General features: G+C 28.4%; 13 protein-coding genes and 2 pseudogenes. 9 read left to right on the top strand and 6 right to left on the bottom strand.

Annotated elements, in window-relative coordinates:
* The first annotated feature begins 120 nt into the window (after window positions 1–120).
* The 5 genes and pseudogenes from FHR24_RS04485 (at window position 121) to FHR24_RS04505 (ending at window position 5,525) form a co-directional block, all read left to right on the top strand.
* Entirely contained in the window at window positions 121–684 is a 564-nt protein-coding gene (locus tag FHR24_RS04485) for a Crp/Fnr family transcriptional regulator (protein WP_167184448.1), read from the top strand.
* A 170-nt stretch (window positions 685–854) separates the two neighbouring features.
* On the top strand, window positions 855–1,244 hold the full coding sequence (locus FHR24_RS04490; RefSeq protein ID WP_243846528.1) for a RidA family protein: 390 nt from the start codon (window positions 855–857) through the stop codon (window positions 1,242–1,244).
* A 181-nt stretch (window positions 1,245–1,425) separates the two neighbouring features.
* A pseudogene (locus tag FHR24_RS04495) lies at window positions 1,426–1,751 on the top strand (transposase); the annotation flags it as partial.
* Window positions 1,752–1,976: 225 nt separating this feature from the next.
* Window positions 1,977–4,289, top strand: a complete 2,313-nt coding sequence (locus FHR24_RS04500) for a TonB-dependent receptor (RefSeq protein ID WP_167184453.1) — start codon at window positions 1,977–1,979, stop codon at window positions 4,287–4,289.
* 21 nt (window positions 4,290–4,310) lie between these two features.
* Window positions 4,311–5,525: a DUF4374 domain-containing protein gene (locus FHR24_RS04505; protein WP_167184456.1), complete on the top strand. Its 1,215-nt coding sequence runs from the start codon at window positions 4,311–4,313 to the stop codon at window positions 5,523–5,525.
* Between the two features lie 78 nt (window positions 5,526–5,603).
* Here the strand turns inward: FHR24_RS04505 and FHR24_RS04510 are convergent, their stop codons facing one another.
* Genes FHR24_RS04510 through FHR24_RS04525 form a run of 4 tightly spaced genes read right to left on the bottom strand, consistent with a single transcriptional unit; the run spans window position 5,604 to window position 12,032 of the window.
* Window positions 5,604–6,788, bottom strand: coding sequence for an MFS transporter (locus FHR24_RS04510; protein WP_167184459.1), 1,185 nt, complete (start codon window positions 6,786–6,788; stop codon window positions 5,604–5,606).
* Window positions 6,781–8,109: a lysine N(6)-hydroxylase/L-ornithine N(5)-oxygenase family protein gene (locus tag FHR24_RS04515; RefSeq protein ID WP_167184462.1), complete on the bottom strand. Its 1,329-nt coding sequence runs from the start codon at window positions 8,107–8,109 to the stop codon at window positions 6,781–6,783. The genes FHR24_RS04510 and FHR24_RS04515 overlap by 8 nt, the downstream gene beginning before the upstream one ends.
* A 4-nt stretch (window positions 8,110–8,113) precedes the next feature.
* Window positions 8,114–10,552: a GNAT family N-acetyltransferase gene (locus FHR24_RS04520; RefSeq protein WP_167184465.1), complete on the bottom strand. Its 2,439-nt coding sequence runs from the start codon at window positions 10,550–10,552 to the stop codon at window positions 8,114–8,116.
* Window positions 10,536–12,032, bottom strand: a complete 1,497-nt coding sequence (locus tag FHR24_RS04525) for a pyridoxal phosphate-dependent decarboxylase family protein (protein WP_167184469.1) — start codon at window positions 12,030–12,032, stop codon at window positions 10,536–10,538. The genes FHR24_RS04520 and FHR24_RS04525 overlap by 17 nt, the downstream gene beginning before the upstream one ends.
* A gap of 699 nt (window positions 12,033–12,731) precedes the next feature.
* On the opposite strand from FHR24_RS04525, the gene FHR24_RS04530 reads away from it, so the two are divergent.
* The 4 genes from FHR24_RS04530 to FHR24_RS04545 all read left to right on the top strand — a co-directional run bounded on the left by FHR24_RS04530 (window position 12,732) and on the right by FHR24_RS04545 (window position 14,387).
* Window positions 12,732–13,202 carry a hypothetical protein gene (locus FHR24_RS04530; protein ID WP_167184472.1) on the top strand — a complete coding sequence of 157 codons (471 nt, stop codon included), beginning with the start codon at window positions 12,732–12,734 and terminating at the stop codon, window positions 13,200–13,202.
* A gap of 80 nt (window positions 13,203–13,282) precedes the next feature.
* The gene (locus FHR24_RS04535) at window positions 13,283–13,498 is read left to right on the top strand and encodes a beta-barrel fold lipoprotein (protein ID WP_167184475.1); all 216 of its coding nucleotides are present in this window, start codon (window positions 13,283–13,285) and stop codon (window positions 13,496–13,498) included.
* A complete protein-coding gene (locus tag FHR24_RS04540; RefSeq protein WP_167184478.1) occupies window positions 13,474–13,767 on the top strand; it encodes a hypothetical protein in 294 nt (97 codons plus the stop codon). The genes FHR24_RS04535 and FHR24_RS04540 overlap by 25 nt, the downstream gene beginning before the upstream one ends.
* A 47-nt stretch (window positions 13,768–13,814) precedes the next feature.
* Window positions 13,815–14,387: a hypothetical protein gene (locus tag FHR24_RS04545; protein ID WP_167184481.1), complete on the top strand. Its 573-nt coding sequence runs from the start codon at window positions 13,815–13,817 to the stop codon at window positions 14,385–14,387.
* A 138-nt stretch (window positions 14,388–14,525) separates the two neighbouring features.
* Here FHR24_RS04545 and FHR24_RS04550 read toward each other — a convergent pair whose 3' ends face one another.
* Together FHR24_RS04550 and FHR24_RS15640 are read right to left on the bottom strand one after the other, a co-directional pair.
* A complete protein-coding gene (locus FHR24_RS04550) occupies window positions 14,526–15,515 on the bottom strand; it encodes a tyrosine-type recombinase/integrase (RefSeq protein WP_243846529.1) in 990 nt (329 codons plus the stop codon).
* A 48-nt stretch (window positions 15,516–15,563) separates the two neighbouring features.
* Window positions 15,564–15,686: pseudogene (locus tag FHR24_RS15640) on the bottom strand (site-specific integrase); the annotation flags it as partial.
* Between the last annotated feature and the right edge of the window lie 256 nt (window positions 15,687–15,942).

Consider the following 15,942-nt stretch of genomic DNA (forward strand, 5'->3'; position numbering starts at 1 on the left):
TAGTGTAAAAAGTTCAAAAAAGCATTTGGTATTAATGAGTTTAGACTCATTGATTTTCCAAGAATTTCTAATTTTGAAAAAACGAGAGTGTAAGCTTACCTAAATTAGAATTATTAATTGATGAAAGAAAAATTAAAAGAACATCTAAATAAAAAAATATCTCTTACAGATGAAGAATTTTCATTTGTCTTATCACATTTTTCATTTGAAAAACATAAAAAAAACGACTTTTTAATATATCAAGGAGAAAATGTAAGTCATTGCTATTATGTTGTTCATGGTCTTTTAAAGTTGGTTTATAATGATGGAAATGGAAAACAACATATTGTTTCATTTGCAATGGAAGATTGGTGGGAAAGTGATTTTTCGGCTTATTTTATGAAAAATAAAGCTAAAATGACATTACAATGTATTGAGGACACAATTACATTTTCTATAAGTCTTAAAAATTATCATAAACTATCAGCTGAATTACCCAAAATGCAATCTTTTTTTCTCGAAAAATCTAACTCAGGATATATTGCTTCACAAAATAGAATTCTTTCATTTTTAACCTCAAATGCAACCGAGAGATATAACCAATTACTCAAACAATATCCATTGTTAATTCAACGAGTTCCTAAATCCCTTTTAGCTTCTTATTTAGGTGTTTCTCGGGAGACACTAAGCCGACTTTCCTCTTAAAATATTTCCATTTTTATAATAGTGATGTTTGTCACGCTCTAATAATCCTAGTATTTAAATATTTGTGGTATAAATACAATACTACAATTATGAACAATAAAGTAAGATTATTAGTAATAATATTATTAACTACTATGTCAGTAATAGGACAAAACTTAAAAGAAAAACAAATGGAGAAAAGAATAATTAACCCATGGAAATGGCAGAATGAAAGAAGTTATGTGCAAGCCGTTGAAGTAATAAAGCCTGAAGGAACTTTGTATGTTTCTGGGCAAACTGCAATCGATTCTGATGGAAAATCGAGCACTGGTGATATGAAAACTCAATTAGTTAAATCCATAGAAAACTTGGAGAAAGTTATAAAGGAATCTGGATATGAATGTAAAAATATTGTGAGATTAAACATCTACACAACTTCATCTGAAGAACTTTTTACGTGCTTTGATATTTTCCAAAATTGGATAACTAAACATAACATAAAACAAACAAGTACTCTATTGGAAGTGAAAAATCTTTTTGAGACATTAAAGATTGAACTGGAAGTTACAGTAGTAAAATAATATTTAATATGATTATAAATGTTTCTATTTAGATTAAATAATAAAAAGCTAGTAAATGTTATTAAACATAGGCTTAGTTGTTCATTTTTAAGTATATATGTTGAAAATTTATTGTTATGAAATTAAAGAATAGAAATAACAGAAACCACACAGTGTTTTAAGTACTCACTTAAAACAACGTACTTTATTAGCAGATAAAGGGTATCTCTCTTCTAAATGGCAACTCAACTTATTTGATGAGTGTCATATAAAATTAGAAACTCCTATGAGAAAAAATCAACATCATTTAAAGAACAACCTTATCTCTTTAGAAAATCTAGAAAAAGAATTGAAACCTTATTTTCTCAATTGTGTGACCAATTTATGATTCACAGGAATTATGCTAAGTCTTTTGAAGGGTTCAGAACTAGGATAGTATCTAAAATTACCGCACTAACTGTGATACAGTATATTAATCATTTTATCATAGGTAGAAAGATTAATAATATTAAAAATACTATTATTTAAAATGCACTACGGGTTACACAACATAATATTTTATTACCTACAATTAATTCTATGCTTTGCATGTGAAATAGAAATTACTTGAAATAATTCACAAAATGATTATTGCTAAATCAATATAATATGTAAATTCGCATTTAATTAAATTAAGTCTAAATAAATTTAACTATGCGTTTATTTTCCAAACATGTATTATTGTTATGCTTTGTTGTCTGTAAAATAACATATGTGAATGCCCAAGATAAAATTATAAATGTTTGTGTTAACAATAAACAAGGAGAGAATTTAATAGGAGCTGTTGTGACTATTTTAGAATCTCAAAAAATATATACAACAGGTGTTGATGGTTGCTTTAGTTTCTTAAAACCAAAACAAAAAAAATATACGTTAATAGTTAATTCCTTAGGTTATGAAGAATATATAAAAGAAGTGATTTCTGACACTCACGAAACTATTGATATACGTTTGACTGAAAAGACTACAGCTTTAACCGAAATTATTGTTCATGGAAAATCAAAAGCTGAAAAACAGAGAGAACAAGCTTATGCAATAAATGTAGTAAATACAGAAATTTATAAAAATAGTAGCATTGATATAAACCAAGTGTTAAATCAAGTTCCGGGTCTTATTGTTAGGAGAGAAGGAGGTTTAGGATCTTCTTTTAACCTTTCTTTAAACGGGCTTTCAGGAAACCAAGTTAGAGTTTTTATTGATGGAATTCCTATGAATTATTTTGGAAGTTCTTTATCTCTTAATAATTTTCCAACTAATCTTATAGAATCTATAGAGGTATATAAAGGAGTGGTTCCTATCCATTTACCTTCTGATGCTTTGGGTGGAGCAATTAATGTAATTACGAAGGGGAATAAGAAGAATTATTTAGATGCATCTTACTCTTTAGGTTCTTTTAATACACATATAGCTTCAGTAAATGGGCAGTATCACAACAATAAAAATGGGTTTACAATAAAATTAAAGTCTTTTTATAATTATTCTGATAATGATTATAAAATGGATGTCTTAATACCACTTTCAGACGGTAGAATTCCATCGCAAACAACTAGTGTAAAACGATTTCACGATGCTTATACCTCTAAAATGACACAGGTTGAACTAGGTGTAAACCAACGAGCATATGCAGATGAGTTAATGTTTGGGTTTTTATTTTCAGATAATTATAAAGAGCTACAAAATATACCATTACCAGATAAGGTTATTTTTCCTTTTGGAGAAGTTTATGAGAAGAATGAAAGTTATATAAGTACCTTAAAATACAATAAAAAACAAGTAGTAAAAAACTTAGATGTTTCTTCTTTTCTAGCTCTAATAAACTCGAAAAAAAGATATGTAGACCGTAGCGATAACAAATATGATTGGTATGGAAATATAACAAACACAAGTCCATCTACAACAGGTGAATATTATAAAAAAACAGACCTTACATTAGATCAAAAAAACATCATATCAAATATTAACTTACAATACCATTTGTATAAAAACCAATTGATAACATTTAATTTGTCTTCTAATTATTATTCGGTTATAGGAAAAGATCCACTTTCTGAACAAAACCAAATTCAGTTTGGGAACCCAAGTACTACAAACAAGCAGGTTGCGGGTCTTTCTTACTCATTTAAAAATTTTAAGAGAAAATTAAACAACACCGTTTTTGTTAAAAAATACTTTTATAAAATTAAAGGTACTGAAACAGACCCTTATGGTATTGATGTAAAAAAAGTAAATAGAGAAAAAGACTATTTAGGTATAGGACTAGCAAGTACTTTTCACATTACAAAATACTCCCAAATAAAATTTTCTTTTGAAAATGCAATAAGGTTTCCTGAGAATTCTGAGATTTTAGGGAATGGGATAGAAATTTTAACGAATGTAAATTTACAGCCTGAAAGGAGCAATAATTTAAACTTAGGATACCGTACAAAAAAATATTTTCAGAATGATAACCAGCTTCATTTTGAAACTAATTTATTTTATAGAAATGCAAAAAATTACATTTATATCCGACCTGAATTGGTCTTTAAAATGTATGACAATTTAGAAAATGTACAAACCAAAGGTATTGAGTCTGAAGTTCAATATTCTTTTTTAAGAAAATATACTATTGGTGTAAATGCCACTTATTTAGACATAAGAGAAAAAAGTGAATTTTTGCCTTCAACTACTATTCCTAATACTTTTTATAACTCAAGAATACCTAACAAACCTTACTTGTTTGGAAATGTAACCTTAAGAGCTAATTTTAAAGATTTACTTCAAAAAAACGATCAATTTTCAATAACATCCCTACAGCAATATGTGTATGAATATAATTTATATTTTGATGAAATTGCAAATGATGATATTCGAAAAATACCTTCTCAATTTTCCCAAAATTTAGAATTTACCTATACAGAAAAAAGTGAACGGTACAATGTTTCATTAGCGGTTAATAACTTATTTGATTCAAAACTGACTGATAATTTTAACATGCAAAAACCAGGAATAAATTTCAATTTTAAACTGAGATATTATATCTCCAAATAACAATAATCAATAAAAATAATTATGAAAAAGCAAATTTTATCAATTGCATTTATTTTTGCAACAGTGTTATTCTCTTGTAGTAAAGACGATAATCCAGAACCAGTAGAAAACACTTCTAATTTAGCAGTATCGCTTACTTCTTCTGGAGGAGAAGCTCCTGATGCTCTCTTATCTGTAGATAATTTTATTAATGAAGAAATTTCATCAATAGGTTCAGGAATTCAACAACCAGGAGGTGTTAGAAGACTTTATTATCAGGTAGGAAAAACCATCATTAGTTCTAAATACGAAGAAGGAGGTACTGCAATAGGATATCGTTTTGTAGATGGGGAGTTAACAGAAATAGGAGAAGTAGCTGCTAACTCTGCATATCGTCTTTTTGGTAAAGCAGACGAAACAACTTTAATTGCTGTAGAAGCAGCAAAAACGGGATTAGAAAAACGTGTTTTTAATGTTATCAATACTGAAAACATGGGAATCACTAAAAGAGTAGAGACTTCAATAGAAGAAATTGAGAGTGAAAATTTAATTTCATGGCCTTCAGGAATGATTGTTAGAGGAGATAAATTATTCTTATCTTATTTTTTAGTTCATAATGAAAATTTTAGCACACCAAACTCTGATGAAGCTAGAGTTGCTGTTTACAATTATCCTGAATTAACTCTAGATAAAATAATTAGAGATGATAGAGCTGCTGATATTGGAATTTATGGAAATTTTAATGGTTTAATTACTACAGAAAACGGAGATATATATACATACTCTTCATCTTCTTACGCAAGTGGTTACAGTCCTAAGCCAACTTTAAATTCTGCTATTTTAAAAATTAAGAATAATGAGACAGACTTTGATTCTACTTATTACTTAGATTTTGAGACAATATCAGAAGGAAATAAAATAAACTTTATGCATTATGCAGGGAATAACAAAGTTATTGTAAGAATGGTAACAGATGATTCAGGTTTGTGGGCAACTTATGCACCTACTTCTAGCGCACCTGTTTGTAAAATTGCTATTGTAGATTTAATAACTAAAACAGTTACAGAAGTATCTGAGATTCCTTTACATGGAGGACAGTGGTCTACTCCCGCTACAAATTATAATGGGAAAGTTTATATGAATATTAGTGATTCTAATGGAGCATATATATATGAAATTGATCCAATAACTGCTACTGCTGTAAAAAGCCCAAGAACCATTTCAACAGAAGTTAGAGGTTTGTTTAACTTAAATTAAAAGTTATAAATTAAGTAATTAAAAAAAGTGGACAAGATTAAATCTTGTCCACTTTTTTGTTTTTATTACAATTTAAAATTAATAGGTTGCTTTTTTACAAAATAAAAAAGCAATAAAGAGTAACAAGATCATAAATAACCAAGTTATTGTAAAGTTTAAAGATGATACTAATTGTAGCCCAATGTTTAACCCTGCTAGTTTACCAATGGCTACAGAAATTGTGAAAAACCCCATATTTCTACCTTTGTTTTCAGAAGAACTAGTGTTAATAACTAAAGTGTTTAAAAAAGGAAAACCAATAGACTGTGCTAATGAAAATAATATGACAGAAAGTATTATAAATGTAGTATGGTTAGTAATTGCAAGTGATAAAAAGCTAGCACCAAATAAAAATAAACTAAGCTTTAAAATTTGTTCTTTTGCGATTCTTTTTCTTTCAAGGAAGTGGACTAATGGCATCTCAAAAAGGAAAATTAAAAGTCCATTTATGCCTATTAAGATTCCTATCCAAAACTCAGAAAATGAATATACTTGTTTATAATATAAAGGAAAAGTAGATAATAGTTGTATGTAGACAAATGTCATAATAAATGTAACTATCATATAACTAAAAAACTGTCTAGAGATCTTAAAAGACCTTTTTTGGTTTACTTTTTTTAACGTATTCGATATATTATCTCTTTTTAAATAAAGAAAAATAAAAGCTCCTGACAACAAACAAGTAACTCCATCAATAAAAAATAAACTTCTATAGCTTGTATGTATAATTAACAAGCCTCCCAAAAAGGGACCCAGTGATAAACCAAGATGAATAGAGAGTCTTAATAATGAAATAGATCTAGTTCTATTTTGACTACTACTATAAGAAAAAATAGCAACAAAAGCAGCAGGTTTTGAAAACTCTGATAGCATTGCAATTATAAAAACACCTAAGCAAAGTATATAGAATTCCGTTAGATAGCCTAACGGAATTAAAAATAAACCTGGAGAAATAAAACCAATTAATAATATGGGATAAAATCCTTTTTTATCTGACAGAATTCCTCCAAGATAAGAACCAATTACTCCTCCTAAACCAAATGAAGACAATACCCAGGCAACATCTTTTAATGAATAGTTATGTTTTGATGTTAAGTATAAAGACATGAATGGAATAACCATAGTACCAGCTCTGTTGATAAACATTGCAAATGACAAATACCATACTTCTTTAGAAAGTCCTTGAAAAGAAGAAACATAAGAGGATGCTATTTTTTTAAACATTTACTTTATTTAAAATGAAATTTTCTTTTTTATGTTGTTTAGGTGTTCCAAATTCTTGAAAAGCAATTCGGGTATCAACCTTATAAAAAGGTTTTCCTAATATCTGATTTAAAATAATAGAGTTTCTGTAAGCTGACATCCCCAAGTCGGGTGTTACAAATCCATGGGTGTTTTGCTCTGCATTTTGGACAAAAATACGTTCATCAATGTCTATGGAATAATTTCTACGAGCCTTATATTTTTCTGGAGTGTCCCATAAAATTAATTCTTTTATAGGTTTTAAAAAAGAAGGAATTGTAGATTTATATCCTGTTGCCATCACAATAAAACTAGTTTCATCTGTATAAGACTCATGGGTTTGTGTTTGCTTTAATGATAACTCAATATCTCCATTATCCATACTTAATACATCTTTAAGTTCAATACATCCTTTTATTATTACATTATCTAGATCATTTTCTACAGATTTTTCATAAAGAACATCATAAATAGCATTTATCAAATCAAAATTAATTCCTTTATAAAGGAATTTATGTTCTTGATTTAATACATTTTTTTTAGCTTGTGGTAATTCGTAAAAATAATCAACATATTCAGGGGAAGTCATTTCTAAAGTCAATTTAGAATACTCTAAGGGAGAGAAGCGCTCTGAACGAGTATACCATTCTAGCTTGAAATCATAGTTCTCTTGAGTTGTTAATAAATCCATGAAAATTTCAGCAGCACTCTGCCCGCCACCAATAATAGAGATTTTTTTCTGTTTCAAAATTTCCGATTTATGGAATAAATAGGATCCAGTATGAATACATTGATCTTTATTTAGTTTTTTAGCAAAATCAGGAATCCAAGGAGATGTTCCTACACCTAAAACAATATGTTTAGCGTAGTATGTTTCAATGTTTTTTGTTTTTTTGTTTTTTACGAGGACTTTATAATAGTTGTCAACTTTATGAATTTGTTCAACGCGATGATTGAATTTACAATTGTTTAATTGCTCTAATACCCAAATACAATATTTATTATATTCTTTTCTAAGGATGTAAAAATTCTCTCGGATGTAGAATTTATAAATACGATTATTTTCTTTTAAATAATTTAAAAAGCTAAATGGAGAAGTAGGGTCTGCTAAAGAAACAAAATCAGCTATAAAGGGAACTTGTAAATGAGCATCGTTTAGTAACATTCCAGGATGCCAATCAAAAGTGTCTTTTTGATCAAAAAATAAACTTTTTAACTTTGTTTTTTCACTTAATGCTGCTAAACCTATATTAAAAGGACCCAACCCCACACCTATGTAGTCTATTATTTTTATATTTTCCATATTATTATACTAGTTGTTGTTTGTTATTTAAAGTAGGAAATTGCTTTAAAAAATTTGTTTTTGTATTTGAAAATAGGTTAGAGTTTTTGTGAGGTTGTTTTATAGCTTTCTGAAATATAAATCCTGCTCTTTCTAAAACAATAGCCATAGCTTTAGCGTTCACATCTGGTTCTAGAATGCAGTTTTTAACATGTGGAAAACTAAATAAATAATCTGTCACAGCTTTTAAACATGTAACAGTATGCCTTTTTTCTTTTTCTTCAGTAGCTATTAAGAAATGAAAACCATAGTCAGTTGGTTTGGAGTCATAACAAGCACCTACAACATCACGTACAGCCCAATAAGGCTCGAAGGTAAAAGAAGCTTCTCCATTAACTTCTCCAATATAAGAATGTGAAAAATCCATTTCTAATAAACTGATATAAAAAGCTTCTAAATCCTTTATTTCTCCATCCATTTTCCAAAAAGTTAAAGCACGTTTTCTGTTAAACCAATTGTGAACCATTTCCAAATCTCTATCAATATCAAAAGGACGTAGTTTTATAAAGATATCTTCTTTTTCAAAATATTTTTCATAAGAATATTTTGTAGTTGAAGGATGTAGTAACTCTTTTTCATAATAAGCATACAACAAAGGATTTTTATACTCAACATGAGTAACTCCATCTACAGGATTCATAGCTTCATCTTCACCACTTAACCTAGTTAAAAGGTTACTTTTTACTTTCCAAGTTCTTCTATATAGAATAAAATTAATTATTCCTGAATCATCTTTGTTTTCCCATTTCTTAAGACGATTTGTAACCATGCTGAGCAGAATACTTTCATTTGCAAGTCCATTACTACCAAAAGTATTTACCACCCCTATAATATTACTAATCATTATATAGTTTACGTAAATAGGAGTAAGTATTTTATCTGATAGAAAAGAATGAGATTCTAAAGCTATCTTAGGAATGTGTAAAGAAGCATTTTTCAGTTTGTTTTCTCTAAAAATGATTCCTTGACTATCTCTAAAATAGACATTACAAGGATAGCCTTTTTTATCAAGTTCTACCATTGTGTTTTGACCATGTGCTTCAAAGAACATCCCAAAGTTTATATATCCATCTAGAATTCCTTCCAAATAAAATTCTAAATATAAATCAAACCATCTTTTAGATACTTCATCTATTGCAATGCCATCTTGTTTGGCTATGTATTCTATATTTTTAGTTAGTCGATTGGTGTTTCCTAAGACACCGTCTTGACATAATTCACCTAGCATAGTAACCCTCTTGTCATTAAAAACAGTTTTAATATTGTCTCTAAAGCTAGTGTTGAATCCTTTTATGACAGTACCATTATCGTGTAGAGTTACATAAGCAGGATCATGAATAATTTTAAAATGAGGGTTTGATTTTTTAAATTTTTCTCCCCATTCCGTTCTAAACAAAGCACTTACTTCACAACCTCTTAATAATTCATGATATAAATTGCAACGTTCTGAATTTGTTATTTTTACATGTAAAGATAATTTAATCATAAACTGACTGTCTTTATTATATAGGGTTCGGACAGAAGAAGTAGGGGTGTATAAGGGGCCTAGTGGGCCTATTTCTAATATTTTTTTTTCATGAATAAGTTTTTTAACAGATGCACTGTTTTTTTTTAAATAAGCAATTTCCCAAGGATGAATAGGGATTAATTTCCAGTTTAGATGCTTATCTAATATTACCTGTAGTTCGGATGATATAAAACCATTAGTACTTAATTCCTCGATAAGTTCCGTTGTAATAGCCTTTTCCCTAGCGCTATTTTCTAATACAACTGTTGGGTTGGCCAAAAAATAAATAATTTGGAATTCTGGTTTGGTTTCTGGTGAGTATTGAAATATTTCAGCATCTGTCATCCTAGATCTACTCTTAGGAACAGGGTGCATAGAGTGTCCTGTTAATAAAGCTTGTTCTGCATCTATAAAAGAGATATCGTTATTAAAAATAGTCGAAATATCGTTAGTTTTTTCATTTCTGAATTTTAAAAAATCACTCGTGTTTTTTTGACTATTTTCTAAGCTTTTGAGAAAGTCATTGGATGTGTGTAAGTTAGAAATAGTTGCTTTTTGATAATCATCGATTAACAACTTAGAAAGCTCTAGAAAATTTAGTTCATTAATCGTATTTGTATCTCTATTTTTAGTAATACAAGGGAACTTATATTGGTGTCTACCAGTTAATGAATAGTAATTCAACGAACAATATATGTCCTGATGTACAGAGTTTAATTCTATTTTCAACCATTTTGTATGCCCTCGTTTCTTAAAATAAGAAGCTAGAGTTAAATCATGTTTTGGTATTCTGAAATATTTCTGTCCTCCTTGTTTTATATCTCTTATATAACAGTTTAAAAAAGCTGTTTGAGTCATTTCAGAAGCTAGTTGTGAGTAGTTAATTTTTCTTTCCATAATTTTTTCCTTTATATATAATCATTTCAATAATATTTTTAATGTCTTCTATTTTTAATTGTGGGTTTAATATGGTAAACTTTAAGTATAAGTTTCCATTTATTTTGGTACTTGCAATACCTGCTTCTCCTGACTTGAAAAGGGTTTGTTTGATATGTAGATTAATTAAATCATGTGTTTTGTTTTCGTTAAAATCTTTTAGAATAAACCTAAAAACTACAGTGGTTAATTGTGGTTTATTAGCAATTTCAAAGCAACCATATTCATTTAATAAATTATATGCATTTTGGGTTAATTCACATATTTTTTCTAAGTAAAGCCCTACTGTTTTTTCTGTTGTTATTTTTAAAGTAAACCACATTTTTAAAGCATCAAACCTTCTTGTTGTTTGAATAGATTTATCTACTAAATTGATAAATTCAGATTCTTTTTTATTTTTTGGGTTTAAGTAATTAGCGTAATGAGAGACATATTTAAAGTTGATTTTATCTCTTGTTAAAAAAACACTTGAACAAACTGGTTGAAAAAAAGATTTATGAAAATCAATTGTTACAGAATCGGAACTTTCAATTCCTTCTAATAAATGAGATTGCTTCTTTGATACTATAAAAGAGCCTCCATAAGCTGCATCTGTATGCAACCATAGTGAGTGTTTATTGGCTATTCTTCTTAGTGTTTTTATAGGGTCAATACTTCCAAAATCTGTAGTTCCTGCTGTTGCTACAATTGCAATAGGGATATTTCCCAGTTTTTTTTCATTTTCTATTGCTAAAATTAATTTTTCAGGAGACATTTTAAAGTTACTATCTGTTTCTATAGGGATAACGGCATTATAACCCATTCCAAGAATAGCAGCACTTTTTTGGATGCTGAAATGAGATTTTTCAGAACAAAATATTCTAAATTTAGAAAGGTGATTCGAACCTCCATTTTTTTTTATATCAAGATTAAGATATTTTTCAGCGTATGAATCTCTAGCCATTAATATACCCATAAGATTGGATTGTGTTCCACCACTAGTAAAAAGTCCATCAGAAGAATTAGGCAAACCTAGTCGACTATAAATCCATTTTATTAAATCTTTTTCAATTAAGGTAGCTGAAGTACTTTGATCCCATGTTTCTACAGCTGTATTTATTGCACTAGCAATTAAATCACCTACCAATGCAGGTATTAAAACAGGACAGTTTAAATGAGCTATATAATTTGGAGAGTGAAATGAGATCGCATGTGATATATATAAATCATCAATTGCTTTTAAGGCAGTATTTATATCTAATTCTTTACTTGTTTCAACAGAGTATTTTTTCATTTTCTCTTCTAGTTCGAAAACGGTTATACCGCTGTAAAAATCATCTCTGTTTAAAAAATGCTTAATAGATTGAATTCCTTTTTCAATATTTTCTCTATAATGTTCACTGGAATTAGTGCCAAACAGATGTTTATAATCTATTTTTTGTTTAAATACTTTTTCTTTCATTTTATTTTTATTTAATCTTAATAAGATTAAACAAATGTATGTAATATTATATAGAAATTTATAATAAAATGTTAATCATGTTTTGATAACAACCTATTTGTATAGGTATATTGTTGATTATTATGTTTTTATGTTTTTATGTTTTATGAGGTAGTTGTGTTTTATATAGGTGGTAACAACCTAAAGAGGTGTTTACGAAACTAAAAAGTTGTTAATTTCCCAAAAATAATTGAAGCTATTATTCTATAAAAACATAGTTTTGTAAATAGAAAAAGAAAATTTTAAAATATAAAGCGTTTTGCTTTTGATTTGGTCTTAGAAACTCGCCAGGTTTACAACTCACCACATTCAAAAGATAAGATGCCCACGTTTTTGCGTGGGCTGTTCTTATTATGGTGAAAAGGTTTCTGGCGAGACCACTAAGACTAAATAAGATTCAGTTCCACGCTTTTTTTATACGTGAAAAATGAAAAATCGCCAGTTTAATATTCAAGAAAACTTAGTAAAAGAGTTCTGCTTTACTAAAATAGTTTCCAACAACATTCTACACATTTTAAAACATTTAGGACTCAGAAATTGTCTGAAGTTCTCCTCATGTTTTTATCAATCTGATCTTTATGAACGCACAAACTTTAGTTAGTGTGTAAACAACAGTTCAATACCTATTAATTAAAAAATAATTGCAAATAAAAATTAAAAATGAATAAAAGAAAAAGAGAAGATGCTCTAGGTTTAATGGTACTAGGTCTCTTAGGTACTAGAAGTTTAAAAAATGAAAAACCAGTTGTGAAAACAACTGAGAAAAGCAAGTTTAAATTGGTCTTTACTCAAAAAGGAGATGTACATAATTATATAGGAATCCTAGCCGTTTCAGGCATATCTGATATTGATTATGATGTTGATACATTGGAGTTGGTAGATGGAGAAGAGAATTGTGTTGGTCGCTCTAAATATATCAATATGGAAGAAAGAGAAGAGGGGAGTTATACGTTTGTTACAGATGGAAAAACCAAATCATTACAAGTGGTACTAGTAACCTCTGATGATACTCTTACAGAAGAAAGTGTTAGTTGTAACCTAACGGTATATAAAAACAATCAAGATATTTTTAATCAAGACTTTGAAGTGATACATGGCTCTGGAACTAGTCCAATGGCTCATGTTTTTTAATGTTTTAAAACTCACAACACAACATAAAAGTATCCTTGTAATAAGGATGCTGTTTAAATCAAAATATTAAATAAATAGATATGAAAAGAAAAATGATTTCAGTTGTAGTTGTTATGACTATGCTACTAACAGGATGTTCAAAAGATGATTCTGAATCCATCAATCAAGATGATACAACAGATATTGTAACTACAGAAAAAAGCATCTATAAATTGGTGTTTACTCAAACAGGAGAGGTTGAGAACTTTGCAGGAGTCCTCTTTTTTCTGGTTTGTCAGATGATGTTTACGATGTAAACACTTTAGAAGTGGTAGATGGTAAAGAAGTTTTTTTAGGCAGATCTGCTATTGTAAATATGCATGAAAGAAAAGAGGGGAGTTATACATTTCTTACTGAAGAAAAAACAAAGTCTGTACACATTATAATAACAACTTCAGGATATTCCATAACAGATGTTGGTGTTGCTTACAATATGACTGTTTATAAAAATGATGAAGAAATTTTTAACCAAGATTTTGAGGTTGTGAAAGGTTCTAGTGCAACTCCTAAATCTTATGTTTTTTAAGATCCATCAACAAACAACACAACATAAAAAATATAAAAAAAGAAAACATGAAAAAGATATTATTCACCATTACACTATTTAGTGTTTGTTCATTATTAAATGCTCAAACGATAGAAAAACAAGCTGTTAAAGAATATTTAGAAACTGTAAAAGGAGTTCGGTATGATCTTGATATAAAATACACACATTTTGAAATATCAACCATAACAGTTCAAGATAGTATTGCTATTTTAAAGAACAGTTTTGAGAAAAACAAAGCCAAGAAAATAGCTTCTTTAACCAAGTCAATTGCATCTTTAAATGAAGGAATTAAAAAGCAAGAAGGTAAAACAGGTTTAGATGCTGTAGTAGCAGGTTCTTTAAAGAAAAGATTTACTTATGATAGAGACAAACTTCAAAAAAAGTACGATGAAGTAGCTTTGTTGGAATTCAAATTATATGAACCGTATAAAACTGAAAGCCCTGAGAAAATATTAAGTAAGAAGGCAGATGTTCATTTTACTGCTATTAAGCCAGGAGAAACTGAAACATCTGCCTATACAGGTGATTTTGTTTTAAATCCAAAAGGAGATAAATGCTTAAAAAGTAAAAACATCAAAAAAATAGAAATGAATTTTTAAGGGGTAATTATAGATAACTAATTATATGTTGTGTAGTAAGACAAAAGGCAATAAAATCAAACTGATTTTATTGCCTTTTAGGTTTTTATAGCTTTTGAACAAGAGGTATAAAAAACTTTAAAATTGATTATCGCCTATTTATATAATGTTTTCAAAGGCTATATCTAATTCTTCAGTACAAAAATCTTCTAGATATGTTTCTGTAGTTTTAATGGATTGATGTCCTAAAGCTTGTTTAATCATAACAGTACTCAACCCTTTTTTTAAAGATAAAGTTGCAAATGTATGTCTAGCAGTGTAAAAATTTACTTTTGTTTTAATGCCGCAATCGAGTGAGATGGTTTTAAGTAGTTTTCCATAGTGATTTAAAACACTTTTTTTTCTCATCTTTAATTCTTCTTCAGTATAAAGATTTATATCTTTTTTTAAAATTGGCAAAATATAGTCAGTATTATATGGACGATAAGTTTTAAAGTAATTTATTATTTTTTTTGTGTAGTCATTATTTGGGATTTTTACATTTAGATTTACTTTCGTCTTGTTTCTAGTATAGGAGAAGTTACTTAAGTCTATATCATCCCATTTTAATTCAGCTAAATCAGTAAAGTTCATACCACGACAATAGAAACTAAGTAAATATGCATAAAGAGCTTTAATACCTTCTTTTTTAGTCGAAAATTCATAATCTAGGAGTAATTGTAAATCGTGTTTACTTAAAGACCTTTTTACTTTACTAGATTTTAATTTTGATATTTTATAATCTTTAAATGGATATGCTTCTTCTGATACAATTTGTGATTTAATTCCATCATTGAATACTGCTCTAATATTTCGCATATAAACTCCAATACCACCATCATGACAACCGTTAGCACGTAAATAAGATTCAAAGTCCATTAGAAAAGAGTAGTTAATATTTGTAAATGGATAATCTACTGCTTTTGGGTTATATCTTAAGAGTGCAGAAATAGTATCATTATATGAATTTCTTGAACTTATTTTCCCTGCTTCATTAAATAGATCTTTTCGCTTTTTGAAGTAAGGGATGAAATTTAATTTTTTAACATCCTTGGGTCTGAATAATGAATCAAAAACTTGTAAATTAAATTCCTGTTGATCTTCAATCATACTTCCTATTACTTTAGAAGCGTGTTGTTTGATTGAAGTTAATATTCGATTATCTTGTATATAGTTTTTATTTTTAGAGTTAAATTCACTTGTTTTTTCATTCCAGTATTTCGGTAATGTATTGTAAGGAGTTTTATAGAATTTAGATTTTCTATTAATAGTTATTCGCAAGTTAATAGGATAGGTTTCGTTGCTTAATTTTGTTTTTTTTTAAAATAATTTTGATACTAGCTTTCATTTATAAGTTTTTAAAAGTTTAACATACGTACAACATGTTCTAACATTTTATGAAACACGATGAAACAAAAATATTTTAAGTTTTATTTAAATATCTGATTTTAAGTAGTTTTGAAGCTAATTGCAATTGAATGCAAAGGCTGTTTGTCTATCTCATAATCAGGGGGTCCATGGTTCGAGCCCATGTGGG

Source organism: Wenyingzhuangia heitensis (assembly GCF_011762155.1).
GTDB classification, from domain to species: domain Bacteria; phylum Bacteroidota; class Bacteroidia; order Flavobacteriales; family Flavobacteriaceae; genus Wenyingzhuangia; species Wenyingzhuangia heitensis.

Excerpts from the sequence above, each read along its gene's own strand:
- FHR24_RS04485 (WP_167184448.1), top strand. The coding sequence starts at position 121 with ATGAAAGAAAAATTAAAAGAACATCTAAATAAAAAAATATCTCTTACA.
- FHR24_RS04490 (WP_243846528.1), top strand. The coding sequence starts at position 855 with ATGGAGAAAAGAATAATTAACCCATGGAAATGGCAGAATGAAAGAAGT.
- FHR24_RS04505 (WP_167184456.1), top strand. The coding sequence starts at position 4,311 with ATGAAAAAGCAAATTTTATCAATTGCATTTATTTTTGCAACAGTGTTA.
- FHR24_RS04510 (WP_167184459.1), bottom strand. The coding sequence starts at position 6,788 with ATGTTTAAAAAAATAGCATCCTCTTATGTTTCTTCTTTTCAAGGACTT.
- FHR24_RS04515 (WP_167184462.1), bottom strand. The coding sequence starts at position 8,109 with ATGGAAAATATAAAAATAATAGACTACATAGGTGTGGGGTTGGGTCCT.
- FHR24_RS04520 (WP_167184465.1), bottom strand. The coding sequence starts at position 10,552 with ATGGAAAGAAAAATTAACTACTCACAACTAGCTTCTGAAATGACTCAA.
- FHR24_RS04525 (WP_167184469.1), bottom strand. The coding sequence starts at position 12,032 with ATGAAAGAAAAAGTATTTAAACAAAAAATAGATTATAAACATCTGTTT.
- FHR24_RS04530 (WP_167184472.1), top strand. The coding sequence starts at position 12,732 with ATGAATAAAAGAAAAAGAGAAGATGCTCTAGGTTTAATGGTACTAGGT.
- FHR24_RS04535 (WP_167184475.1), top strand. The coding sequence starts at position 13,283 with ATGAAAAGAAAAATGATTTCAGTTGTAGTTGTTATGACTATGCTACTA.
- FHR24_RS04545 (WP_167184481.1), top strand. The coding sequence starts at position 13,815 with ATGAAAAAGATATTATTCACCATTACACTATTTAGTGTTTGTTCATTA.
- FHR24_RS04550 (WP_243846529.1), bottom strand. The coding sequence starts at position 15,515 with ATGATTGAAGATCAACAGGAATTTAATTTACAAGTTTTTGATTCATTA.